Origin of the sequence: Streptomyces sp. NPDC005898, assembly GCF_040629635.1 — a bacterium.
Taxonomy (GTDB): Bacteria; Actinomycetota; Actinomycetes; order Streptomycetales; family Streptomycetaceae; genus Streptomyces.
The window spans coordinates 287,755-310,806 of sequence record NZ_JBEXWC010000007.1 but is presented as its reverse complement, the minus strand read 5'-3'; the positions used below and the strand labels follow the sequence as shown (position 1 = coordinate 310,806).

At 72.6% G+C, this 23,052-nt stretch carries 19 protein-coding genes; 10 read left to right on the top strand and 9 right to left on the bottom strand.

Annotated elements, in window-relative coordinates:
- Positions 1-575: 575 nt before the first annotated feature.
- The gene (panB, locus tag ABZ385_RS13265) at positions 576-1,457 is read right to left on the bottom strand and encodes a 3-methyl-2-oxobutanoate hydroxymethyltransferase (protein ID WP_358590112.1); all 882 of its coding nucleotides are present in this window, start codon (positions 1,455-1,457) and stop codon (positions 576-578) included.
- 233 nt (positions 1,458-1,690) lie between these two features.
- Between panB and ABZ385_RS13260 the strand changes: the two genes are divergently transcribed.
- From ABZ385_RS13260 to ABZ385_RS13245, 4 genes are all read left to right on the top strand, one after another.
- A complete protein-coding gene (locus ABZ385_RS13260) occupies positions 1,691-3,304 on the top strand; it encodes an MFS transporter (RefSeq protein ID WP_358590115.1) in 1,614 nt (537 codons plus the stop codon).
- Between the two features lie 46 nt (positions 3,305-3,350).
- Positions 3,351-3,959 (top strand): TetR/AcrR family transcriptional regulator, encoded by a 609-nt coding sequence (locus ABZ385_RS13255; RefSeq protein ID WP_358590117.1) that lies wholly within the window; start codon positions 3,351-3,353, stop codon positions 3,957-3,959.
- Positions 3,960-4,184: 225 nt separating this feature from the next.
- A complete protein-coding gene (locus tag ABZ385_RS13250; RefSeq protein WP_358911370.1) occupies positions 4,185-5,213 on the top strand; it encodes an endonuclease/exonuclease/phosphatase family protein in 1,029 nt (342 codons plus the stop codon).
- A gap of 157 nt (positions 5,214-5,370) precedes the next feature.
- On the top strand, positions 5,371-6,585 hold the full coding sequence (locus ABZ385_RS13245) for an MFS transporter (RefSeq protein WP_358590123.1): 1,215 nt from the start codon (positions 5,371-5,373) through the stop codon (positions 6,583-6,585).
- 879 nt (positions 6,586-7,464) lie between these two features.
- Here the strand turns inward: ABZ385_RS13245 and ABZ385_RS13240 are convergent.
- Positions 7,465-9,225, bottom strand: coding sequence for an NAD+ synthase (locus ABZ385_RS13240; RefSeq protein ID WP_358590293.1), 1,761 nt, complete (start codon positions 9,223-9,225; stop codon positions 7,465-7,467).
- Between the two features lie 306 nt (positions 9,226-9,531).
- On the opposite strand from ABZ385_RS13240, the gene ABZ385_RS13235 reads away from it, so the two are divergent.
- Together ABZ385_RS13235 and ABZ385_RS13230 are read left to right on the top strand one after the other, a co-directional pair.
- The gene (locus ABZ385_RS13235) at positions 9,532-10,305 is read left to right on the top strand and encodes a DUF998 domain-containing protein (RefSeq protein ID WP_358911368.1); all 774 of its coding nucleotides are present in this window, start codon (positions 9,532-9,534) and stop codon (positions 10,303-10,305) included.
- Positions 10,302-11,102: an alpha/beta hydrolase gene (locus ABZ385_RS13230; protein WP_358911366.1), complete on the top strand. Its 801-nt coding sequence runs from the start codon at positions 10,302-10,304 to the stop codon at positions 11,100-11,102. The genes ABZ385_RS13235 and ABZ385_RS13230 overlap by 4 nt, the downstream gene beginning before the upstream one ends.
- A gap of 569 nt (positions 11,103-11,671) precedes the next feature.
- Here ABZ385_RS13230 and ABZ385_RS13225 read toward each other — a convergent pair.
- The 4 genes from ABZ385_RS13225 to ABZ385_RS13210 all read right to left on the bottom strand — a co-directional run bounded on the left by ABZ385_RS13225 (position 11,672) and on the right by ABZ385_RS13210 (position 16,385).
- Positions 11,672-12,724: a LacI family DNA-binding transcriptional regulator gene (locus tag ABZ385_RS13225; protein ID WP_358911364.1), complete on the bottom strand. Its 1,053-nt coding sequence runs from the start codon at positions 12,722-12,724 to the stop codon at positions 11,672-11,674.
- 200 nt (positions 12,725-12,924) lie between these two features.
- Positions 12,925-14,559 (bottom strand): extracellular solute-binding protein, encoded by a 1,635-nt coding sequence (locus tag ABZ385_RS13220; protein WP_358911362.1) that lies wholly within the window; start codon positions 14,557-14,559, stop codon positions 12,925-12,927.
- Positions 14,560-14,637: 78 nt separating this feature from the next.
- Complete coding sequence (locus ABZ385_RS13215) at positions 14,638-15,534, bottom strand: carbohydrate ABC transporter permease (protein ID WP_358698458.1); 897 nt, start codon at positions 15,532-15,534, stop codon at positions 14,638-14,640.
- The gene (locus ABZ385_RS13210; protein WP_358698466.1) at positions 15,531-16,385 is read right to left on the bottom strand and encodes an ABC transporter permease subunit; all 855 of its coding nucleotides are present in this window, start codon (positions 16,383-16,385) and stop codon (positions 15,531-15,533) included. Before ABZ385_RS13210 ends, ABZ385_RS13215 begins: the two co-directional genes overlap by 4 nt.
- Before the next feature lie 368 nt (positions 16,386-16,753).
- On the opposite strand from ABZ385_RS13210, the gene ABZ385_RS13205 reads away from it, so the two are divergent.
- Entirely contained in the window at positions 16,754-17,725 is a 972-nt protein-coding gene (locus tag ABZ385_RS13205; protein ID WP_358911379.1) for a hydroxyacid dehydrogenase, read from the top strand.
- 435 nt (positions 17,726-18,160) lie between these two features.
- On the opposite strand, the gene ABZ385_RS13200 is transcribed toward ABZ385_RS13205, so the two are convergent.
- Positions 18,161-18,781, bottom strand: coding sequence for a DUF305 domain-containing protein (locus ABZ385_RS13200; RefSeq protein WP_358911377.1), 621 nt, complete (start codon positions 18,779-18,781; stop codon positions 18,161-18,163).
- A 32-nt stretch (positions 18,782-18,813) separates the two neighbouring features.
- Entirely contained in the window at positions 18,814-19,473 is a 660-nt protein-coding gene (locus ABZ385_RS13195; protein WP_358911360.1) for a DUF3105 domain-containing protein, read from the bottom strand.
- A gap of 458 nt (positions 19,474-19,931) precedes the next feature.
- On the opposite strand from ABZ385_RS13195, the gene ABZ385_RS13190 reads away from it, so the two are divergent.
- The 3 genes from ABZ385_RS13190 to ABZ385_RS13180 all read left to right on the top strand — a co-directional run bounded on the left by ABZ385_RS13190 (position 19,932) and on the right by ABZ385_RS13180 (position 22,626).
- Complete coding sequence (locus tag ABZ385_RS13190) at positions 19,932-21,293, top strand: glutamine synthetase family protein (RefSeq protein WP_030786766.1); 1,362 nt, start codon at positions 19,932-19,934, stop codon at positions 21,291-21,293.
- Between the two features lie 339 nt (positions 21,294-21,632).
- Positions 21,633-21,857 (top strand): hypothetical protein, encoded by a 225-nt coding sequence (locus ABZ385_RS13185; protein ID WP_358911358.1) that lies wholly within the window; start codon positions 21,633-21,635, stop codon positions 21,855-21,857.
- A 13-nt stretch (positions 21,858-21,870) separates the two neighbouring features.
- Positions 21,871-22,626 (top strand): helix-turn-helix transcriptional regulator, encoded by a 756-nt coding sequence (locus ABZ385_RS13180; protein WP_358911356.1) that lies wholly within the window; start codon positions 21,871-21,873, stop codon positions 22,624-22,626.
- Here ABZ385_RS13180 and ABZ385_RS13175 read toward each other — a convergent pair.
- Positions 22,613-23,050, bottom strand: a complete 438-nt coding sequence (locus ABZ385_RS13175; protein ID WP_358587339.1) for a VOC family protein — start codon at positions 23,048-23,050, stop codon at positions 22,613-22,615. The two genes, ABZ385_RS13180 and ABZ385_RS13175, sit on opposite strands and share 14 nt — an antisense overlap.
- Positions 23,051-23,052: the final 2 nt, after the last annotated feature.

Sequence of the window (23,052 nt, the reverse complement as noted above, 5' to 3'; positions counted from 1 at the left end):
GTTGCCGGCGTTCAGCCCCGGGCCCGCCGCCCCGGGGGGGATGTCTCCCACCCCCCCGCCCGTTCCCCGGCGTCATCCCCTGCCCCGCCGCTCCGCGGCGGATGTCTCCCACCCACCCGCCCGTTACCCCGCGTCATCCCCTGGCCCGCCGCTTCGCGGCGGAGGTCCTACGGTTCCGCTCTGTGCGGGGTAAACGGGTGGGTGGGTGGGAAACATCCGCCGCGAAGCGGCGGGTTAGGGCGACCACCCAGGGGCGGAGGGGTGTCGGACGGCCGACGGGGGGCTCAGTGGACCGCGACCCAGCACATGGGGCGGCAGGCCAACCGGGGCAGACGGCCGACGGGGGGAGAGAGATCAGCGGACCGCTCCGGCGCTGGGGGGGCGGGCCCACCGCTCAGGGTGAGGAACGGCGACCGGGTGACCGGGGAAGCCTCGCCGCCCAGGGGCGAGGAAGGGCGTGCCGCCGACGGGGGAAGATCGGCGGACCGCCCTGGCACCGCAGTGGCCCGGCCCCGGCGGCAAGGCCAGGCACCATTCAGTCAGCCAAAGCGCCGCACGGCACCCGCGCCGCACGGCTAATGCACCGCATGCTCCTCCGAGGGGAACGCCGCGCCCACCACGTCCTCCGCGAACGCCTTGGCCGCGTCGGTCATGACGCCCCGCAGGTCCGCGTACTGCTTGACGAAGCGCGGCATCTTGCCGCCGGTGAGGCCGAGCATGTCCGTCCAGACGAGGACCTGCGCGTCGCACGCGGCCCCCGCTCCGATGCCGACGGTCGGGATGTGCAGGGAGCGGGTGACCTCCGCGGCCAGCTCCGCGGGGACCAGTTCGAGGACGACGGCGAACGCGCCCGCGTCCTGCGCCGCCTTGGCGTCCCGCACCAGCCGGTGCGCCGCTTCCTCGCCCCGGCCCTGTACGCGGTAGCCCATGGTGTTCACGGACTGCGGCGTCAGCCCGAGGTGGGACATGACGGGGATGCCGGACTGGACGAGGAGTTCGGTCTGGGCCAGGGAGCGTTCGCCGCCCTCCAGCTTGACCGCGCCGACGCCCGCCTCCTTCACCAGCCGGGTCGCCGAGCGGAGCGCCTGCACGGGGCCCTCCTGGTACGAGCCGAACGGCAGGTCGCCGACGATCAGGGCGCGCGAGGTGCCCCGTACGACCGCGGCCGACAGCATGGTCATCTCGTCGAGGGTGACGGGCACGGTGGTCTCGTACCCGAGGTGGCAGTTGCCCGCCGAGTCGCCGACGAGCATGACGGGGATGCCCGCCTCGTCGAAGACGGACGCGGTCATCGCGTCGTAGGCGGTGAGCATGGGCCACTTCTCGCCGCGCTCCTTGGCGGCGCTGATGTCCCGCACAGTGATGCGTCGCGTGCCCTTGCCGCCGTACAGCGCCTTGCTGCTGTCGGGGCCTCGCTGGGCGTCGGCGCTCTTGTGGGCAGCCGAAAGCTGCGTCATCGCAACGGCTCCTTCTGTCATCTCGAGGCGCCCTGACGGCGTCCCCGGATCACTCCCATGGTGGCACCGGACACCGCCCGGAGGCTAGTGGGCCCCCACAACGGACGGGCGGCGCACCTCGGACGCGCCTCGGACGCGCCCCGGACGTGCCTCGGACGTGCCTCGGGCATGCCTCGGTAAAGACCTTCCAATACGAGACGGTCTCGTATTGAAATGGGTTTAGGCTGGATCCCATGTCATCTCCTTCGACCCCTGCCGCACCCGCGCCGACGCCGCCCCGGATACCCGAGGCCGTGCACCGGCGCCGCTGGGCGATCCTCGGCGTGCTGATGCTGAGCCTGCTGATCGTCGTACTCGACAACTCGATCCTGAACGTCGCCATCAAGACGATCTCCACCCCGGAACCGACCGGCCTCGGCGCGACCCAGGGCGAGCTGGAGTGGGCGATAAACTCCTACACCCTCGTCTTCGCCGGCCTGCTCTTCACCGCAGGACTGCTCGGCGACCGGCTCGGCCGCAAGAAGGTCCTGCTCGCGGGGCTCGTCGTGTTCGGCATCGGATCGGCGCTCGCCGCCGAGTCCGGCTCGCCCGTCCAACTCATCGCGTTCCGTGCGGTGATGGGCCTCGGCGCGGCCTTCGTGATGCCCGCGACCCTCGCCGTCCTGATGAACGTCTTCGAGCGCGAGGAGCAGCCCAAGGCGATCGGCATCTGGGCGGGCGGTGTCGGCCTCGCCATCGCGATCGGCCCGATCACCGGCGGTGTGCTGCTCGACCACTTCTGGTGGGGCTCGGTCTTCCTCATCAACGTGCCGATCGTGCTCGTCGCGGTCGCCCTCATGGTGTGGCTGGTGCCGGACTCGCGCGATCCCAAGCCGGGGCGCGTCGACCTCGTCGGCGTCGTGCTCTCCGTCGTCGGCCTGGTCCTGCTCGTCTACGGCATCATCAAGGGCGGCCAGCTCGCCGACTTCACCGACCCCGCCGTCCTCGGCACCTCCCTCGCGGGCCTCGCCGTCCTCGTCGCCTTCGTGCTCTACGAGAAGCGGTGCGACCACCCGTCCGTCGACATCTCGTACTTCAAGAACCGTGTCTTCTCGGCGGCGATCAGCGCCATCGCGCTCGTCTTCTTCGCGCTGATGGGTGTGACCTTCTTCTCCGTCTTCTACACCCAGAGCGTGCGGGGCTACTCCCCGCTGCAGACCGGCCTGCTGATGCTGCCGCTGGCCGTCGCCCAGCTCATCTTCGCGCCGCGCGCCCGGCTGGTCGTCGACCGCTTCGGCGTCCGGGCCGTGTGCACCGGCGGCCTGCTCCTGGTGATGGCCACGCTGGCGTCCTTCACGATCCTCGACGCCGATACGCCGATCTGGATCCTGGAGGTCATCTTCTTCCTGATGGGCACCGGCATGGCGCACATCATGACGCCCACCAGCGTCGTGATCATGCAGGCCCTGCCGCGCGAGAAGGCCGGTTCCGCCTCCGCGCTCAGCAACACCTTCCGGCAGGTCGGCGGCGCCCTGGGCATCGCGGTCCTCGGTTCGGTGCTGTCCACCGCGTACCGCAACGGCGTCGAGGACAAGCTGACCCTGCTGCCCGAGGGCGCCCGGCACACCGCCGGTGAATCCATCGAGGCCACCCTGGGCTTCGCCGCGAAGCTCGGCCCCCGGGGCGAGCCGCTGGTGACCGCGGCCAACGACTCGTTCCTGCACGCCATGCACATCACGGCGCTGTGGGGCGCGGGCGTCGCCGCGATCGGCACCGTCGTCGTCTTCCTGTTCCTGCCGGGCCGGCTGCCCGCGGCGCCCGGACCGCGGGAGAAGGAGACCGAGGCGGTGGGCGCCTCGGGGCACTGAGGGAGAATCGGCCCGGCAGCCGGCGCGTCACAGATACGGAGAAGAAGTGGTCCACATCGCCAAGGGCAAGGGCGGCGGTCCGGGGCGCCCCCGGAGCGAGGCCGTGGAACAGGCGATCATCGAGGGCGTGGTGCGGCTCCTGGAGGACGGCGTACCGCTCGCGGAGCTGTCCATCGAGCGCATCGCCAGGACCGCGGGCGTCGGCAAGGCCACCATCTACCGGCGCTGGGACGGCAAGGAGGCCCTCTTCGTGGATGTCCTGCGCGTCTTCGAGGAGCCCGACCCGGCGCTGCCCGGCACCTCGATGCGCGACGACCTCGTCTGCCTCCTGGAGGGCCTGCGCAGGCGCGGCCTCTCCATGCGGTCCTCGGCCCTGCTGCACAACGTCTTCGCGCAGATGAAGGCGCTGCCCAAGCTGTGGGACGCCTACCACCGCACGGTCGTCGACCCCCGCCGCCGCGCCACCTGCGACGTGCTGCGGCGGGGGGTCGCGGACGGCGAGCTGCGCGCGGACGTCGACATCGAGATGGCCAACGACCTGCTCGTCGGGCCGATGCTGCTGCGCACGGTCATGCGGCCCGAGGCGACGCTGGACGACGACCTCGCGGAGCGGATCGTGGACACCGCGCTGGAGGGCCTGCGCCCGGCGGCCTGAGCCGGCGATCGCAACGCCGGGTGACGCTCCGGTCGCGGAACCGTGCGCATATGCGCGTTTCGTCACAGCCGGCGTTACCGGCCGCTGTTCAGGAACCCGCCACGCCGCCCTGATCGTCCCAGTGCCTGTACGGCCGTCGCGGACGGCAGGGAAGACACCGATCATCCCCTAGGGTTTCAGGGGCGGACCGACGGTGGGCACGGCAGGCAGTGAGGCGACGAGAGTATGGCGCAGACGTATATGACGGAGACGGGCAGCGGCGGCTCGGAGCCCGAGCGTCCGGGGTCCCGGTTCCGACGTCTGCTCGACGGCTGGCGGGGCGACCCGGACATCTGGCGGCGCGGGCTCGTCACCGCGGGCGCCGCGGTCCTCATCGCGCTGGTGATGCTCTTCCACGCGCAGATCCCGAACGACGTCGGCAACCTCGGCAGCCTGATCGAGACGTTCCTGCCGTGGCTCGGCGTCCTCATCCCCGTGCTGGCCGTCGTCGGCGTGGTCCGCAAGTCCGCGACCGCGCTGATCGCCCTGCTCCTGCCGCTGATCATCTGGATCAACTCGTTCGGCGGCCTGCTCGGCGACAAGTCGGGCACCGGCGGCGACCTCACCGTCGCCACGCACAACGTCAACGCGGACAACGCCGACCCGACCGGCACCGCCCGCGACGTCGCCGCGTCAGGCGCCGACGTGATCGCCCTGGAGGAGCTGACGGCGGACGCCGTCCCCACGTACGAGAAGGCGCTGGCGGGCCAGTACAAGTACCACGCGGTGGAGGGCACCGTCGGGCTGTGGAGCAAGTATCCGCTCTCCGGCACCGGCCCCGTCGACATCAAGCTGGGCTGGACCCGCGCGATGCGTTCGACGGTCAACACCCCCAAGGGCGACGTCGCCGTCTACGTCGCGCACCTGCCGTCCGTCCGCGTCAAGCTCGACGCGGGCTTCACGGCCAACCAGCGCGACAACAGCGCCGACGCGCTCGGCGAGGCCATCGCCGACGAACCGATCGGCAAGGTCGTCCTGCTCGGCGACCTCAACGGCACGATGAACGACCGCGCGCTGAACGCGGTCACCTCCCAGATGCGCTCCACGCAGGGCGCGGCGGGCAACGGCTTCGGCTTCAGCTGGCCCGCGTCGTTCCCGATGGCGCGGATCGACCAGATCATGGTCAAGGGCGTCGAGCCGGTCTCCTCCTGGACGCTGCCGGAGACGAGCAGCGACCATCTGCCGATCGCGGCGCGGGTGGATCTCTCCTCCTGACGCCCTCGGATTCCGGTGCCGTCGGCCGTACGGTCGTCGCCTCGCACCGCGGGATGCCTCATACCACGGAATACGGGGTGCGGGAGAGTTTGTTCCGGAAGTAAACTTACGGATTCCCCTCGCCCGCACCCCCCGCTTCCGTGGAAGGTACCTCTTCATGCCCCTGGCCCTGCTCGCCCTCGCCGTAGGCGCCTTCGGCATCGGCACGACCGAGTTCGTCATGATGGGCCTGCTGCCCGACGTCGCCGACGACCTGCACATATCCATCCCCGCCGCCGGACACCTCGTCTCCGCGTACGCGCTGGGCGTCGTCATCGGCGCCCCGCTGCTCGCCGCCCTCACGGCGAAACTGCCGCGCCGGCGCGTCCTCATCGGCCTCATGGTGCTCTTCGTCATCGGCAACGCGCTCTCCGCCGTCGCCCCCGGCAACACCTCCCTGCTGGCCGCCCGCTTCCTCAGCGGCCTGCCGCACGGCGCCTTCTTCGGCGTCGGCGCGGTCGTCGCCACCGGGCTCGTCGCGCCCGAGCGCAAGGCCCGCTCCGTCTCGCTGATGTTCCTCGGACTGACCGTCGCCAACATCGTCGGCGTGCCGGTCGCCACCGCCATGGGCCAGCAGCTCGGCTGGCGCGCCACCTTCCTCGCCGTCAGCGCGATCGGCCTCGCCGCCATCGCCGCGCTCGCCCTGCTCGTCCCCGCCGACCACGGCCACGGCGACGCGGTCGGCCTGCGCGGCGAGCTGCGGGCGCTGCGCGGCGGGCCGGTATGGCTGGCACTCGGTACGACCGTCGCGGGCTTCGGCGCGCTCTTCGCGGCGTACAGCTACATCACGCCGATGCTCACGGACGCCGCCGGATACGCCGAGTCCAGCGTCACGGTGCTCCTGGCGCTGTTCGGCGTCGGCGCCACCGCCGGCAACCTCCTCGGCGGCCGCCTCGCGGACCACTCCCTGCGCGGCACCCTCTTCGGCGGGCTCATCGCGCTGGCCGTCGTCCTCGCCCTCTTCCCGCTCCTCATGAGCGCCGGCTGGAGCGCGGCGCTGGGGGTCGCGCTGCTCGGCATGGCGGCGTTCACCACGGGGTCGCCGTTGCAGCTGATGGTCATGGAGAAGGCGTCGGCGGCTCCGTCGCTGGCCTCCTCCGCCAATCAGGCGGCGTTCAACCTCGCCAACGCGGGTGGGGCCTGGGTCGGGGGGCTCGCCCTCGCGGCGGGGTTCGGGGTGACGTCTCCGGCGGGGGCCGGGGCGGTGCTTGCCGTTCTGGGGATCGTGGTGGCGGGGGTGGCGTATGTGGTGGACCGGCGGCGGCCGGTGGCGGGGCCGGAGCGGATCGTCGCCTCCGGCGCCGTGCGGCGCCGGGAGCGGTCCTCCCACTGACCTCGCGTCTGCGGGGCCGGCCTCTCGGTTAGGGGCGTCCCTGTGTCGTAGCGGGCGTCAGGCGCGTGTGTACCCCGGGGGCGTCTCCTGCCCCGTGGTGGGCGCCTCGCGCGGTCGGGTGCGCGGGGCCTTTCCCTGCCCGCAGGGGACCTCTCCCGTCGGTTTGTCTGGGGCCGCCGCCTGCCGGGGGCATCTCTGTCCCGCCGCTGCGCGGCGGTTGTCTCCCACCCACCCACCCGTTGCCCGGCGTCTTCTCCTGGCCCGCCGCTTCGCGGCGGATGTATCCCACCCACCCACCCGTTGCCCGGCGTCTTCCTCTGGCCCACCGCTGACGCGGCGGATCTTCCCCGCCTACTCGCCCGTTGCCCGGCGTCACCCCCTGGCCCGCCGCTTCGCGGCGGATGTATCCCACCCACCCGTTTGCCCGGCGTCTTGCCCTGGCCCGCCGCTGACGCGGCGGATCTTCCCCGCCCACTCGCCCGTTGCCCGGGATCACCCCTGGCCCGCCGCTTCGCGGCGGTTGTCTCCCGCCCACCCGCCCGATTGCCGGCGTCATCCCCTGGCCCGCCGCTTTGCGGCGGATGTTTCCCGCCCACCCGCCCGTTTGCCCGGCGTCATCCCCTGGTCCGCCGCCTTCGCGGCGGCGGGGGTTTTCCGGCCGGCCGTCCGTTGCTCGGCATGCGCTCCTACGGTTCCGCGCAATGCGGGGTAAACGGGTGGGTGGGTGGGAGACATCGCCGCGAAGCGGCGGACAGTCCGCGGTGGCGCCCGGCTCCGGGAGCGGGCAGACAGCCATGCCGTCCGCCCGACCCCGGGCCGAGGGGGAAGCGGGCGGGCAGGTGGGAGCGGCCGTTGAGGGAGAGAGGGGGGCCGCTTGCCTCAGCCGGAGGCGGTTTCGCGCCAGCGGTTGGTGATGGGGAGCCGGCGATCCTTGCCGAACCCCTTCGCGGAGATCTTCGTACCCGGCGGATACTGCCGCCGCTTGTACTCCGCCGTATCCACCATCCGCAGCGTCTTCGTGACCAACTCCCGGTCGAAGCCGGCGGCCACGATCGCGTCGGCCCCCTGGTCCCGGTCGATGTACAGCTCCAGGATCCCGTCGAGGACGGGATAGTCGGGGAGCGAGTCCGTGTCGACCTGGTCGGGCCGCAGCTCCGCGCTCGGCGGCTTGCTGATGGAGTTCTCCGGGATCGGCGGCGTCTGCCCCCGCTCCAGCGCCGCCCGGTTGCGCCACCGGGCGAGCCGGAAGATCGACGTCTTGTACACGTCCTTGATGGGGCCATAGGCGCCGACGGAGTCGCCGTAGAGCGTGGAGTAGCCCACCGCGAGCTCGGACTTGTTGCCCGGCGCGAGCACGATGTGCCCCTCCTGGTTGGAGAGCGCCATCAGCATCGTGCCGCGCAGCCGCGACTGGAGGTTCTCCTCGGCGAGCCCGGTGAGCCCGAGCGAACCCATGTACGCGTCGAACATCGGCGCGATCGGCACGGTACGGAAGTTGAGCCCGGTGCGCCGCGCCAGCTCCTCCGCGTCGCCGATGGAGTGGTCGGAGGAGTAGCGGGACGGCATGGCGACGCCGTACACGTTCCGGGCGCCCAGCGCGTCGCAGGCGATGGCGGCGGTGATCGCCGAGTCGATGCCGCCGGAGAGCCCGATCAGGACGCTGCTGAAGCCGTTCTTCGCGGCGTACGCGCGCAGGCCCACGACCAGCGCCGAGTACACCTCCTCGTCGTCGTCGAGCCGCTCGGCGTACCCACCGGTGAGTTCCGCCTCGTACGCGGGCACCGGCTCCTCGGAGACCGTGACGTGCTCGACGCGCAGCCCGTCGTCCACGACGCCGGCGGGCGCGGCGGGCGCGGCGGCGGGCAGGTCGAGGTCGAGGACCACGCAGCCCTCCGCGAACTGCGGCGCCCGCGCGATGACTTCGCCGTTCTTGTCGACGACGATCGAGTCGCCGTCGAAGACCAGCTCGTCCTGCCCGCCGATCATCGCGAGGTAGGCGGTGGTGCAGCCGGCCTCCTGGGCGCGCTTGCGGACCAGTTCGAGCCGCTGGTCGTCCTTGTTCTGCTCGTACGGCGAGGCGTTGATGGACAGCAGCAGGCCGGCCCCGGCGCTGCGGGCGGCCGGGACGCGGCCGCCGTCCTGCCAGAGGTCCTCGCAGATGGCGAGGGCGACGTCGACGCCGTGCACGCGTACGACCGGCAGCGTCTCGCCCGGCACGAAGTAGCGGAACTCGTCGAAGACGCCGTAGTTGGGCAGGTGGTGCTTGGAGAAGGTCAGCACGACCTCGCCGCGGTGCAGCACGGCGGCGGCGTTGCGCGGCGCGCCGGCGGGCTGGCCGTAGCGCGGCTTGGCCTCCTCGGTGCGGTCGAGGTAGCCGACGACGACCGGCAGCTCCCCGAACCCCTCGTCGCGCAGCCGGGCGGCGAGCGCGTGCAGCGCGTCCCGCGAGGCCTGGACGAAGGACGAGCGCAGGGCGAGGTCCTCGACGGGGTACCCGGTCAGCGCCATCTCGGGGAACGCGACGAGATGCGCCCCCTGCTCGGCGGAGTGCCGGGTCCAGCGGACGATCGCCTCGGCGTTCCCGGCGAGATCGCCGACGGTCGAGTCGATCTGGTTCAGGGCGAGACGTAGTTGAGGCACGCGCCCAGTGTAATCGTCAGAGCGACGCGATGCCTGGCGGCCCGAGGTCGCCCCCGTGGGCTGACTCGTGGGCTGTCCTGGTGGGCTGTCCTCGCCACGAGGTGGGCCCTGCCCCCGGCCGGGTGGCCGACGACGTGCGGGCTCCCGGCCCTGCGTCGATCATGAGCGCATGACGATTACGGACGAAACGGGGTATATCGGGGTCGGTCGCCGTGTCGACTCCCCTCCGGAACCGGACAGCACCGCCCCACCACCCGCCGCGCGGATCCCGCCCTCGACGCCTGCCCGCACGATCGGCGGCCTGACATGAGCCCCGCGAACTCCCCCTCCACCACCGCTGCCGCCCGCATGCCCCCGCAGCGGACCGGGCCGCCGCACGACGGCCCCCGGCGACCCGCCGTCGCCCATGCCGCCTGCTCGGCGCTGCTGCTGCTCGGCGCGCTCCTCTACACCACCTGGACGGTGGAGACGTTCCTGCCCACCCGCCTCTCGCCCCTTCGGACGTACGTCAGTGAACTCGCCGCCACCGACCAGCCGTACGGGACGTTCTTCCGCTCCTTCGACCTGCTGGCCGGGCTCCTTGTCCTCGCCGGGGCGCTGAGCGCGCTGGGGTGGCTGCGGTGCCGGGGGCGGGCCGCGGCGGGCTGGACCGGGATCGCCCTGTTCGGGGCGGCCACGGTGGTCGACTCGCGGTTGCCGCTGAGCTGCGCGCCCACCGTCGACGCCGGGTGCCTCGCGCGGCAGGCGGCGGGCGACGTCCCCTGGACGCACACCGCGCACACCGTCAGCAGCGGTCTGGCCGTCGCCGGGGCGCTGGCGGGCATGGTGCTGCTCACCGTCGTCGCGCGGCGCGAGCCCGTCGTATGGCCCGCCCTCGCGCGGAGCGGGCCCGTCTTTCTCGTCCTCGAACTGGCCGCCACCGCGTGGACGCTGGCGTCCGTCGCCGCGTTCGAGTCGGGGCACGGGACCTGGGGGCTCGGGGCCGGGCAGCGGCTCCAGGTGCTGTTCATCGCGGTCTGGATCGCCGTCCTCGCGTGGTCCCTCGCCGCCGCCGCGGCATCGGCCGCCCGACGGGGATGACCTTCGTACGCGTCGACGGAGTGCCGCTGCACGTCGAGGTGACGGGCAGCGGCCCGGTGTGTGTGCTGAGCGCCGGGCTCGGACTCGGCTGGTTCGACTGGGACCCGGTGGTGCCGCTGCTGGCGCCGCACCGGACCGTCGTCCGCTTCGACCGGCCCGGGCTCGGGTTGAGCGGGCACGCGCGCGTGGCGCCCACGTTGCGCGGGGAGGCGGAACGGATGTCGCGGGTGCTGGAGGGGGCCGGCCTCGGCGGGGAGCGGGTCACGGTGGTCGGGCACTCGCTCGCCGGATTCCACGCGGAGGCGTTCGCACGGCTGTATCCGCGGCGCACGGCGGGCCTCGTCCTCGTCGACTCCAGCGTCGAGGAGAGGCCCCGGGTGCGGGTGCCGCGCCGGCTGCGGATGGCGCTCGCGCGGGTGGGCGGGGCGGTGCTGTGCGGGGCGGGGGTGCCGCGGGCGGTGGGACCCGGGCTGCGCGGGCTGGTGGCGCCCACGCCGTGGGCCGGCCTCTACGGGGCGGGGCGGGTGTGGCGGGCGATGCTCATGGAGTACGTGACCTACGGCGACGTCGCGGGGGAGCTGGCGGAGCTGCGGCGGGCCGCGCCGTTGCCCGGCGGGGCGCCCGTGACGGTGCTGGCCGCTTGGGCGGGGGGTTCGGGGGAGTGGGTCGGGCGCCAGCGGGGGCTGGCCGGGGGCCTTGGTGGGGGGTTTCGGCTGGCGTGGCCCTCCGGGCATCTGGTGATGCGGGATCTGCCGGGGGGTGTGGCGGAGGCGGTTCTCGCGGGGGCGCGGGGGTAGCGGGGGCTTTCCGAGGGGCCTGGGGCCCCTCGGGGCGCCGGCTCGCCGCTTTCCTGGGGGCCCTCCTGTCCCACCGCTTCGCGGCGGATGTTTCCCACCCGCCCGCCCGTTGCCCGGCGTAGGCCGGGAGCCGTAGGGGCGACGTTCCTGTTCTCCGCTTGCCGGGTGGTGGCCGTTCTGTCCCGCCGCTTCGCGGCGGATGTTTCCCACCCGCCCGCCCGTTGCCCGGCGTGGGCCGGGAGCCGTAGGGGCAACGTTCCTGTTCCCTGTTTGTCGGGTGGCGGTCCTCTTGTCCCGCCGCTTCGCGGCGGATGTTTCCCACCCACCCGCCCGTTGCTCGGTGTAGGCCGGGTGCTGTAGGGGGACCTCTGCGGACGCGGTGGTCGGTGGGGGCCGTTCCGGCCTGTCCCCGCTCGCCTGTCCGTTACTCGGTGCCCGCCGGCGGCACCCACCTGGCCCCCACCACTACCGGCCGCCCCTACGGCTCCCGCCCGACGCGGGGTAAACGGGTGGGTGGGTGGGAGACATCGCCGCGAAGCGGCGGCCTGGAGGGGGGCCGCCACCGCCCCCTACCCGCCCCGAACCCCCCTGACGCTGTCGCGGACGACGATATGCGTGCCCAGGAGGTGACGTTCCTGCGCCGTGCGAGGGAGATCCCCCGCGAGGGCGCGGCGGACCGCCGTGCGGCCCATTTCCTCCGCGGGGATGTGGACCGTCGTCAGACCGGGCGTGATGTCCGCGGCCACGGGGTCGTCGTTGTAGCCGACGACCGACATGTCCCGGGGGACGTCCAGCCCGTACTCCCGCAACGCGACGACCGCCGCCGCCGCGGCCCGGTCGTCCCCGGCGAAGACCGCCGTGAAGTCCGGTTTCCCGTCCGCCGCCGCCAGCAGCTCCCGCATCGCCCGGTAACCGTGGTTGCGCCCGAACCCGACGCCGTGGAGCAGCGTTTCGTCGCGCGGCACCCCGTGGTCGGCGAGCGCCCGGAGGTAGCCGGAGAGGCGCGCCTCGCCGGTGGTGTTCCCCGGCTGGTAGCCGAGCAGCGCGATCCGCCGGTGTCCGGCGCCCAGGAGGTGGCTGGTCACGGCATGGGCGCCGGCCTCGTTGTCGTACTCGACGACCAGCGCGGGCACGTCGGGCGCCGGCGCCGGCCGCCCGCACAGGACGAGCCGGGAGCCCGCCGCCGCGAGGACCTGCGCGTAGCGGGCCATCCGCTGCCGGTACTCGTCGTCCTGCGTGACCCCGCCCACCAGCACCACGGCCTCCGCGGCCTGCTCCCGCATCATCTGGACCAGCGCCAGCTCGCGCGCGGGGTCGCTGCCGGTGGAGGCGACCAGGGTGAGGCGGCCGTGCTGGGCCGCCTCCATCTCCACGCCCTGCGCGACCTGCGCGTAGAACGCGCCGACCACGTCCAGCATCAGCACCGCGATCGTCTTGCGCCCGGCGCCGGCCAACGCGCGCGCGTGCGCGTTGGCGACGTAGTCGAGGTCCTTGACCGCCCGCAGCACCTTGGCGCGTGATGCCGTCGACGTCGGGTAGTTGCCCGCGAGGACCCGCGAGACGGTCGCCACCGACACCCCCGCCCGCGCGGCCACATCACGGATGGTGACCCGATCCCCCACTGTCTCTCCCTCGCCTCACACCCACCCGGCGTCCACCGGCACACCCGGCGTCCACCGGCACACCCGGCGTCCACCGGCACACCCGGCGTCCACCGGCACACCCGGCGCCCACGGCGCACCCCGCGTCCACCGGCGCATCCGGCGCACCCCGCGTCCGCCGACGCGCACCCGGGCCCATCATCCCGCGCCCGGACCCCGGTTCAGTGTGCGGCCTCGTACTCCTTCGAGAACTCCTCGGCGGACCGCTCGCCGCCCTGGGCGCGCCACTTCTTGTAGATGCCGTCCCAGTCGGAGAGCTTCTTGCGGCCGGCGACGATCGCCGTGACGCCGTCGGTGATGATCTGGTCCATCGTGGCGGACTGCCGGTTGTACGTGTCCGACATCAGGCCCCAGTGGTCGTCGGGCGCCAGCAGCGGCACGACCTTCTTCTGCCAGGCGTGCAGCCGCTCGGTGAGGTCGGGGAAGCCGGGGAGGTACAGCGGCTGCGGCGCGTCCATCAGGTAGGGGAAGGGCAGGTTGGTGCGCGAGTCGACGAGGCCGAGTTCGGTGGCGACGGGGTCGCCCGTCCCGTCGTACCTGAAGTGGATGCCCTCGACGCCGTAGTGCGCCAGCTCGTACTCCTTCGAACCGAACGGCGAGGCCAGCCAGTTCAGTACGCGCAGCATCAGCCGGACGCGGTCCTTGGCGGCCTTCTTGACGACGGTGTAGCCGAAGCAGCCCCGGCTCTGCTGGTAGACGGGGGTGACGCCGTCGACCGCGTAGGGCTCGGCGACGTCGAGGGTGAACCGGTCCTCGATGGCCTGGGCGTTGGACGTCACGGCGCCCCAGCCGTCGGTCATCGAGCGGACGGTGCCGTTGTGGAACTGCGTCTTCAGGTCCACCTGGGAGACCGAGGTGGCGTCGGAGTTGTACGAGCCGTCCCGGCGCAACCGTGCCATGTACTCCAGGGCGGCCTTGAACGCGTCGGTCCCGTACATGTCGACGGCCTTGCCGTCCTTGATCCGCCACTGGTTGGGCGCCCCGTGCCACATCGCGTGGTAGAGGTAGCCGAAGAAGCCGGCGGTGGACGCGCCGAGGGCCGACTTCCGGCCCCGCGAGGCCTCGTGGGCCATGGCCCGGAAGTCGGGGGCGGACATGCCGGGCCGGTACCCGGCCCGGTCGAAGGCCTCGCGGTCGATGAACATCGCGCCCTGCACCTTGGCGCGTTCGACGGGCAGTCCGTAGATGCGCCCGGCGATGCGGCCCATGCCCTCCCAGGCGTAGGTGGGGATGGCGGCGAGGTTCGGGTAGTCCTCGACCGCGTCGCCCGACAGGTGCTCGCTCAGGTCGGCGCACCGCGACCGCACGAACTGCGACTCGCGCGGCAGGACGTACCCGCCGCCGAAGTTGATCATGTCGGGCAGGTCGTCGCCCGACATCAGCGTCGCCATCTTGGCGCGGAAGTCCGCGTCGGGCACGACGGTGAACTCGACCTCCACGCCCAGCGCCTCGTTCACCGCCCGCCAGTACGCGTTCCGGCCGGCCGGCCTCGGCGGGGTGCCGTAGGTGATGGTCATGACCTTGATCTTCTGCTTGCCGGTGCCCGGCTTCTCCGCGACCGCCCGGACCAGTTTCCCGGGGTACCTCGTGTATCCGGCCTGCACGCCGGCGGCGGTCGGCGCCAGGTCGGGGGCGGGGCCCCGGGCGGGCGTGAAGGTGGGCCAGGGGACCGCCTTCTTGCCGGCGTTGGAGACGCCCGCGCCGGTGGAGCCGGTCGAGCAGGCGGTGAGGGCGGACGGGGCGGCCAGGGCGGCGCCACCGACGGCCATGGAGCGGAGCAGGGTGCGCCGCGACATCGAGGAACCGGACACGGGGATGAGCCCTTCTGTACGACGGGTCGGAAAACGATCCGGGAGGGGGCGTCGGGGGAAAGGTCAGCTCTTGATGGCGCCGGTGAGCACGCCTTTGGTGAAGTACCGCTGGAGGAAGGGGTAGACGAGCAGGATCGGCGCGGTGGCGATCACCAGGACGGCCGTCCGCGTCGTCTGCGGGGCGGAGACCTGGCCGGCCTCGCTCAGCCCCGTGTCGGCGATCTGCGAGCCCCCGATGACGTACGTACGCAGCACCTGGGAGAGCGGCCAGTGGTCCGACTCCAGGTAGATCGAGGCATGGAACCAGGCGTTCCAGTAGCTCACCGCGTAGAAGAGGGACACCACGGCGAGGGCCGCCTTGGAGAGCGGCAGCACCACCCGCCACAGGATGTGCCAGTCGCCCGCGCCGTCCAGCCGGGCCGCCTCGTACAACTCCTCCGGTATCCCCTGGAAGAAGCCGCGCAGCACGATCAGGTTGAAGACGTCGATCAGTACGGGTGCGATGAGCGCCGCGTAGGTGTCCCTCATTCCCATGCCGTTGACCAGCAGGAACGCCGGAATCATGCCGGGCGGGAAGAGGAAGGTGAACAGGATCAGCAGGAGGACGGGCCGGGCGCCGTAGACCCCGGGGCGGGCGAGGGCGTACGCGAGGAACGTGGTGCAGGCCAGTGAGAGCAGGGTGCCGACGGCGGTGAGGGCGACACTCACGCCGAGCGCCTTGGTGACGACGCCGCCGCTGAGGACGGCCCGGTAGGCGCCCAGGGTCGGATCGCTCGGCCAGAGGACCCAGCCGCCGTTGTCCACGACCTCGCGGTGGGAGGCCAGCGAGGTGGAGACGATGACGAGGAAGGGGATCAGGACGAGGCCGAGCACGGTCGCGAGCGCCACCGCCTTGGCGGCCTTCGTCGCGAACCTCGGCTTCTCCGCCCAGGCGGGCCTGGTGACCTGGTCGGTACTCACTTGTAGACCCCCTGCTCGCCCAGCCGGTGGGCGATCCGGTTGGCGGTGAAGACGAGCGCCGCGCCCACGGCGCCCTTGAAGAGACCGGCGGCCGCCGCGTATCCCGTGTCGCCGCCGACGATGCCCTGCCAGAAGACGAAGGTGTCCAGGACCTCGCCGACCTCCGGGCCGACCGACTGCCGTTGCAGCAGCATCTGTTCGAAGCCGACGGAGAGGATGTCGCCGAGCCGCATGATGAGCAGCAGGACGATGATCGGCCGGATGCCGGGCAGCGTGATGTGCCAGAAGCGGCGCCAGGGCCCGGCCCCGTCGATCGCCGACGCCTCGTACAGCTGCTCGTCGACCTGCATGAGCGCGGCGAGGAAGATGATCGTCCCCCAGCCGGCGTCCTTCCAGACCACCTCGATCACGACGAGCGGCCGGTACGCGTCCGGATTGCCGATGATGTCGGCGGTGTGCAGCCCGGCGTCGCCGAGCGTGGTGTTCAACAGGCCGGTGTCACCGAGGACTTGCTGGAAGAGGGCGACCACGACGACCCACGACAGGAAGTGCGGCAGATAGATCACGGACTGCGTGAAGCGGCGCAGCAGGTCCGAGGTCAGGCTGTGCAGGAGCAGGGCGAGGGCGAGCGGCGCGGGGAAGAAGAAGACGAGCTGGAGCACGGCGATGAACAGGGTGTTCCAGGTGGCGTGCCAGAAGTCCGGGTCACCGAACATCCGCTCGAAGTTCGCGCCGCCGACCCAGGGGCTGGCCCACAGGCCGTCGAAGGGGACGTACTCCTTGAAGGCCACCGCGTCGGCGATGAAGGCGCCGTAGTGGAAGACCAGGAAGTACGCCAGTCCCGGCGCCATGAGCAGCACCAGGAAGCGGGTGCGCTGAAACCGCTTACGCGGTGTGTCCTGGCCGGATTTCGCGCCTCTTGCCCCATTATCGTGCCTGTCGGGCGGCGTCACCGCCTCGGATTCCGCCCGGTCCTTCGTCACCGTCGGCACGGCAACCCCTCCCTCGTCGGAATAAGGTGCCCGGAATCTAAAGCGGTTACTGTTCACGGTCAACCCCCTTTGCCGAGCGGTACCTTGACCCGATTCGCTGCTTGGTCCTAGCCTCCGAGCACTGCTTGGTAACCGGTTACTACGAGGGACGGTCGCGCGTGACGGAGCAGGCGGAGTGGGCGGAAGGGGCGGCGGGAGTCGACGGCAGACCGGTCGTGGCGCTGGCGATGGGCGCCGAGGTCGCGGACCGGGTCTTCCCGCCGGATCTGCGGCAACGGCTCGCGGACCGCGTACGGTTGGAGCCCGAGGTCCTGTCCGGAGCGCTCACCGGCGAGGCGGCGCGGGCGGTCCTCGCCCGGGTGGAGATCCTGGTCACCGGCTGGGAGTGCCCGCCGCTGACCCCCGAGGTCCTGGCGCACGCGCCCCGCCTGCGGGCGGTCGTCCACGCGGCGGGTTCGGTCAAGCCCCTGGTGACGGACGCGGTGTGGGAGCGGGGCATCGTCGTCTCCTCGGCGGCGGACGCCAACGCGGGCCCTGTGGCGGCGTTCACGCTGGCGGCCATCGCGTTCGCGGCGAAGGGGGCGCTGCGGACCGCCGCCGGGTACGTGGCCGGGCGACCGTCGTTCGCCGAGCGCACCGGCGCGGACGCGCGCACCATCGGCGTCATCGGGGCGTCCCGCATCGGGCGCCGGGTGATCGCGGCGCTACGGGCCTCCGACGCGGGGTACCGCATCCTGCTCACGGACCCGTACGTGACGCCCGCCGGGGCGCGGGCGCTCGGGGTCGAGGCGGTGACGCTGCCCGAACTGTGCGCGCGCAGCAGCATCGTCACGGTTCACGCCCCGCAACTCCCCTCCACGCGGGGCATGTTGAGCGGGGCCATGCTCGCGCTGATCCCGGACGGGGGCGTCGTCATCAACACGGCGCGGGGGGCGCTCATCGACACGGAGGCGCTGGCGCGGGAGTGCGGGGCGGGGCGCCTCGACGCGTTCCTGGACGTCACGGACCCCGAGCCGCTCCCACCGGGGCACGCGCTCCTCGCCCTGCCCAACGTGCTGGTCACCCCGCACATCGCGGGGGCGCAGGGGAGCGAGGTGCGGCGGCTCGGCGCGTACGCGGTCGCCGAGGTCGAACGCCACCTCACCGGCGAGCCCCTCCAGGGCCGCCTCGACCCCCGGGACCTGCCCCGCCTGGCGTGAGCGTGGGAGGCCCCGGGGGGCCGGGACAGATGTCTGACCCGGAGCTTTAGGGTCCCCGGCGGCCAGGCCCGGGGCGCGGGCAGCGGTCGGCCGGTCCCGTGCTGCGGGGGACTTCGCGTCTTGGCGTTCAGGGTCCTCGACGGCCCTGTGCCCGGGCGTGGGCAGCGGTCGGCCGGTCCCGTGCTGCGGGGACCTCGTGTCTTGGCGCTCCTGGTGCTCAGCGGCCCTGCGCGCAGGCGTCAACGGCGGTCAGCAAGCCCCGCCATGGGGCGCCCCCGCCCCCGCCCCCGGCGCCCCGGCGCCCCGACCCCCGGACGCCCCCCGGCCCCCGGACGCCCCCCGGCCCCCGGACGCCCCCCGGCCCCCGGACGCCCCCCGGCCCCCGGACGCCCCCCGGCCCCCGGATGGCCCCCCGCGTCTTGGGCAGCCGGATTCTCAGCGGGCCGGCGGCTTCGCGCCCCGTGCCCTCAGCAGGTCCGCCAGGAGCGTGATCTCCGACGTCTGCGACTCCACCATGCCCCGGGCCAGGCGCCGCTCGACAGGCACCTCGCACCGCTTCACACAGCCCTTCGCCATGTGCACCCCGCCCCGGTGGTGCCGCGTCATCAGCCGCAGATACTGGACCTCCGCCTCCTTGCCCCGCAGCTTCTCCAGCCGGGACAGTTCCGTGTTCGTCGCCATCCCCGGCATCAGCGCCCCGTCCTTGCCGGGCGGCGCGTCGCCCATGCCCATCCACTCCATCGGCGCCCGCTCCGGCACCTTCGGCAGTTCCCACAGGTCCAGCCAACCGAGCAGCATGCCGCGCTGGTTGGCCTGCGTCTGGGCGATGTCGTAGGCGAGGCGGCGCACCTCCTCGTCGTCGGTGCGGTCCCGCACGATGTACGACATCTCGACGGCCTGCTGGTGGTGGACGGCCATGTCCCGCGCGAACCCCGCGTCGGCCGACGCGCTGTCCGGCGCGCCGGCGGCGTCGGACGCGCCGTGGTCGGACGTGGTGGCGACGGCCGCCGTGAGGCCGCCCGCGAGGACGGCGACTGCGGCGAGCAAACCGATGATCCAGTGCGTGCGGCGGCGCCCGGCGGGGACCCTCACCGGGTCAGCCCGCGCGTGCACGCGGCGCCCGGCTCGGGAGTCTGCTTGCCCTGCACGTACCGGGAGAAGAACTCCTTGACCTTCGGGTCGTCCGCGCCGCTCACCGTCCGCTGGTGCGCCCACGCGGTCAGCATGACGGGGTCCTTCTGGTCCTCGACGGGGCTCATCAACGAGTACGGCGTCGCCTTGACCTTCGCCGCGAGCTTCCTCACGTCGGCCGGGTCCGCCTTGTCGTTGTACGTGACCCACACCGCGCCGTGCTCCAGGGAGTGCACGGCGTTGACCTCCGGCAGCTCCTTGTCGTAGACGTCGCCGTTGCAGTTCATCCAGGCCTGGTCGTGGTCGCCGCCCACCGGCGGGGTCATGGGGTAGTCGACCTGCCTGGTGACGTGCTTGCGCCCCAGCTTGCCCCAGACCTTCTCGCCGTCCTCGGTGACCTTGTACGCGGGCCAGGGCTTGGAGTCCGCCTTGTCGGCCGAGCCGTCCGACGTGTGGGAGAAGAGGAGGAAGCCGCCCACGCCGAGCGCCGCGACGGCGACCGCGCCGCCGACGACGGCCAGGACCCGGTTCCGCCGCTCCCGGGCGCGGTCGGCCTGGCGCATCTCCGCTATCCGGTCCTTGCGGGAGGGGGTGCTCGTGTTCTTGGCGGAACCCATGGTGTGTCCTTCAGCGCGGGGGAGGGACGGGACGACGAACGAGTCCGCTGATCGTAAGGCGAGGACGCCCCGGCTCACAGGGCTTGTGCCCGTCTGTCCGACCCCGGCCGCTCGTAGAAGAAGTACGCGGCGCAGTCCCGGTGTTCACCGGCGAGGTCGGTCTGGGCGGCCCGCAGGGCGTGTTCGGCGGGGGAGCGGTCGGCGTGCGCGACGGTGACCGGGCCCGCAGATCAAAGTTCCGGGCGCAGACGCGGGCGGGACCTCGCGGTGGCCCGGCGTTACGAAGGAGCCGATCAGCAGGCACTATGGGCACAGAGCGGCACGCGACACGGCCCGCGCCCCGACGGCACGGGGTGCGCAACGCGTTGGAAACCCGGCAGTGGGATGCTCGTGTGCCCGAGGTGTCCCGTAGCGCGGGAGCAGGCGGCCTGACCAGCAACGATGGGTGGAAGCGGAAGATGGACAAGCAGCAGGAATTCGTGCTCCGTACGTTGGAGGAGCGCGACATCCGGTTCGTACGCCTGTGGTTCACGGATGTCCTCGGCTTCCTGAAGTCGGTGGCCGTGGCCCCCGCCGAGCTGGAGCAGGCCTTCGACGAGGGCATCGGCTTCGACGGCTCGGCCATCGAGGGATTCGCCCGGGTGTACGAGTCGGACATGATCGCCAAGCCGGACCCGTCGACGTTCCAGGTGCTGCCCTGGCGCGCCGAGGCCCCCGGCACGGCCCGCATGTTCTGCGACATCCTGATGCCGGACGGCTCCCCGTCCTTCGCGGACCCGCGCTACGTCCTCAAGCGGGCCCTCGCCAAGACCTCCGACCTCGGCTTCACCTTCTACACCCACCCCGAGATCGAGTTCTTCCTGCTGAAGGACAAGCCGCTGGACGGCTCGCGGCCCACGCCCGCCGACAACAGCGGCTACTTCGACCACACCCCGCAGAACGTGGGCATGGACTTCCGCCGCCAGGCGATCACGATGCTCGAATCCATGGGCATCTCGGTCGAGTTCAGCCACCACGAGGGCGCGCCCGGCCAGCAGGAGATCGACCTCAGGTACGCGGACGCCCTCTCCACGGCCGACAACATCATGACGTTCCGCCTGGTCATGAAGCAGGTCGCGCTCGAACAGGGCGTCCAGGCCACCTTCATGCCGAAGCCCTTCTCCGAGCACCCCGGCTCCGGCATGCACACCCACCTCTCCCTCTTCGAGGGCGACCGCAACGCCTTCTACGAGTCGGGCGCCGAGTACCAGCTCTCCAAGGTCGGCCGCTCCTTCATCGCGGGCCTGCTGCGGCACGCGGCGGAGATCTCGGCGGTCACCAACCAGTGGGTGAACTCCTACAAGCGCATCTGGGGCGGCTCCGAGCGCACGGCCGGCGCGGGCGGCGAGGCACCCTCGTACATCTGCTGGGGCCACAACAACCGCTCGGCCCTGATCCGCGTACCGATGTACAAGCCGGGCAAGACCGGCTCGGCCCGCGTCGAGGTCCGCTCCATCGACTCGGGCGCCAACCCCTACCTGACGTACGCGGTGCTCCTGGCCGCCGGACTCAAGGGCATCGAGGAGGGCTACGAACTCCCGCCGGGCGCCGACGACGACGTGTGGGCGCTCTCCGACGCCGAGCGCCGCGCCATGGGCATCGAGCCGCTGCCGCAGAACCTCGGCGAGGCGATCGCGCTCATGGAGAAGTCGGAACTGGTCGCCGAGACGCTCGGCGAGCACGTCTACGACTTCTTCCTGCGGAACAAGAAGCAGGAGTGGGAGGAGTACCGCTCCGAGGTCACCGCCTTCGAGCTGCGGAAGAACCTGCCGGTTCTCTGATCCCGCCGATACCCCGCGCACGGGCCCGGGTGTTCCCGAGCGGGGTACCAGATTTTCTGGTCAGAGGGGGCGCGGCTGCATCAACCCGCCTCCCCATGTAGTGCAAACGTTCGGAGACGCTCCGTCCGCGCAGGTGGGACACCGCCCGTGCGGGACGGTGATCGGGACCGCCTCCCACCGCGCTCGCGCGGGTGGGGCGGGGGCGCATCAACCTCGTGAACGCCTCGGGATCGGGTGCCACCATGGGCCGACCGGGCGCTGTTCGGCGCCCGGTCGGCACGGCATCCGTGCCCGAGCCGGGCACGGCGCCCGGGCACTTCGAGACCCAGAGGTTCCCTCATGCACTCACATCGGCGTCCCGCCTGCGTCGCGTCCTCGCCCCGCGGCCAGCTGGACGGGCGGCAGACCGTCATCGTCATCGTGGTCCTGGTGGCGGGGATCGCGCTGGCGCTCACCGGCATGCCCGTCGTCGTCATCGCCGAGGTCCTGGCGACCTGCGGGCTGATCGGCGCCCAGGTGGCCCGCCGCGCCCCCGCCGCGCCCGCCGCGCCCGAAGGACTGTGACCGGGGGTCGGCCGTGGCACGCCCGGAGCAGCCGATCCGCGCCCCCGACCCGGAGCTGCGCGCCCTCGCGGAGTGGCTGCGCACCCAGCGCCGGACGGCGGGCCTGACCCACCGGCAGATGGTGGACGAGTCCCGGCACGCCTTCTCCGCCACCACCTTCTCCCGTGCCGCGAGCGGCAACCGCGTTCCCCGGCTGCCGGTCGTGGAGGCCTACGCCCGGGCCTGCGGGGCGCCGGTCGGTGAGGCGCGGCGGCTGTGGCGCGCCGCCCGCTACGCCGAGCACCGCCGCCGCGATCCCCGGGCCCAAGCGCCCGCCCCGGACCGGGTGCACGACCGGGCCGAGCTGAACCGCGCCCTGCGCGCGCTCTACCACCGGGCGGGGGCGATGCCCCTCGGCGAGATGGAACGCCGGGCCGGCCGGCACGGGGAGTTGCCGCACAGCACCGTGCTGCGGATGCTGGCGGGCAGCTCCACGCTGGCGGCCGACCAGCTCATGGCCTTCCTGGAGGTCTGCGGCGTGACGGACGGCGCCGAGCGGATCCGCTGGCGCGACGCCTGGCGGCGGGCCCGGCGCCATCAGGAGAGGGCGCGGATGGGGAGCCGCCTGACCCGCGCGCACGAGGCGCTGGCGCAGCGTCGCGGAAGCGGCCACGACGCGCCCGGACCTGGCCCCGCGATCCGCTGGCCGGCCCCCTACCCGCCCGTAGGGCTCGCGATAGGGCGGGAGCAACGGGCGGAGCCGGCGCCGCAACCCCCTACGGGGCGCTGACGATCGCGTCCCGCAGCGGCGTCGACGCCCGCACCCGGTACTCCTGGATCGCCCAGCCGTTGCCGTCCGGGTCCTTGAAGTACATGAACGTGCCGCCGTCCTGCGGCGCGTGCTCGACCGGCTCGGTGACGTCCAGGCCGCGCGCCGTCAGCTCGGCGTGGGCGGCCTTCGCGTCGGCGACGCACAGCTGCAGCCCCTGGTAGGAGCCCGTGGCCGGCGCCGGCCCGCCCATCGTCTCCCAGAGGCGGGGGCCGGCCAGGGCGACGGAACAGCCCGATCCGGGCGGGGTCAGCTGCACGATGCGCATGCCCGGCAGGACCTCCGTGTCGACGTCGACGTGGAAGCCGAGCCTGTCGCGGTAGAACTCCTTGGCCCTGTCGATGTCGCTCACCGGCAGCGGGATCACTTCAAGCGTGTATTCCATGC

Coding starts and splice junctions, on each gene's coding strand:
- ABZ385_RS13220 (WP_358911362.1), bottom strand. CDS start 14,559: ATGTCGCGGCGCACCCTGCTCCGCTCCATGGCCGTCGGTGGCGCCGCC.
- panB (WP_358590112.1), bottom strand. CDS start 1,457: ATGACGCAGCTTTCGGCTGCCCACAAGAGCGCCGACGCCCAGCGAGGC.
- ABZ385_RS13245 (WP_358590123.1), top strand. CDS start 5,371: ATGCCCCTGGCCCTGCTCGCCCTCGCCGTAGGCGCCTTCGGCATCGGC.
- ABZ385_RS13235 (WP_358911368.1), top strand. CDS start 9,532: ATGAGCCCCGCGAACTCCCCCTCCACCACCGCTGCCGCCCGCATGCCC.
- ABZ385_RS13250 (WP_358911370.1), top strand. CDS start 4,185: ATGGCGCAGACGTATATGACGGAGACGGGCAGCGGCGGCTCGGAGCCC.
- ABZ385_RS13185 (WP_358911358.1), top strand. CDS start 21,633: ATGCACTCACATCGGCGTCCCGCCTGCGTCGCGTCCTCGCCCCGCGGC.
- ABZ385_RS13195 (WP_358911360.1), bottom strand. CDS start 19,473: ATGGGTTCCGCCAAGAACACGAGCACCCCCTCCCGCAAGGACCGGATA.
- ABZ385_RS13205 (WP_358911379.1), top strand. CDS start 16,754: ATGGGCGCCGAGGTCGCGGACCGGGTCTTCCCGCCGGATCTGCGGCAA.
- ABZ385_RS13190 (WP_030786766.1), top strand. CDS start 19,932: ATGGACAAGCAGCAGGAATTCGTGCTCCGTACGTTGGAGGAGCGCGAC.
- ABZ385_RS13230 (WP_358911366.1), top strand. CDS start 10,302: ATGACCTTCGTACGCGTCGACGGAGTGCCGCTGCACGTCGAGGTGACG.
- ABZ385_RS13210 (WP_358698466.1), bottom strand. CDS start 16,385: ATGGCGCCGGGACTGGCGTACTTCCTGGTCTTCCACTACGGCGCCTTC.
- ABZ385_RS13260 (WP_358590115.1), top strand. CDS start 1,691: ATGTCATCTCCTTCGACCCCTGCCGCACCCGCGCCGACGCCGCCCCGG.
- ABZ385_RS13175 (WP_358587339.1), bottom strand. CDS start 23,050: ATGGAATACACGCTTGAAGTGATCCCGCTGCCGGTGAGCGACATCGAC.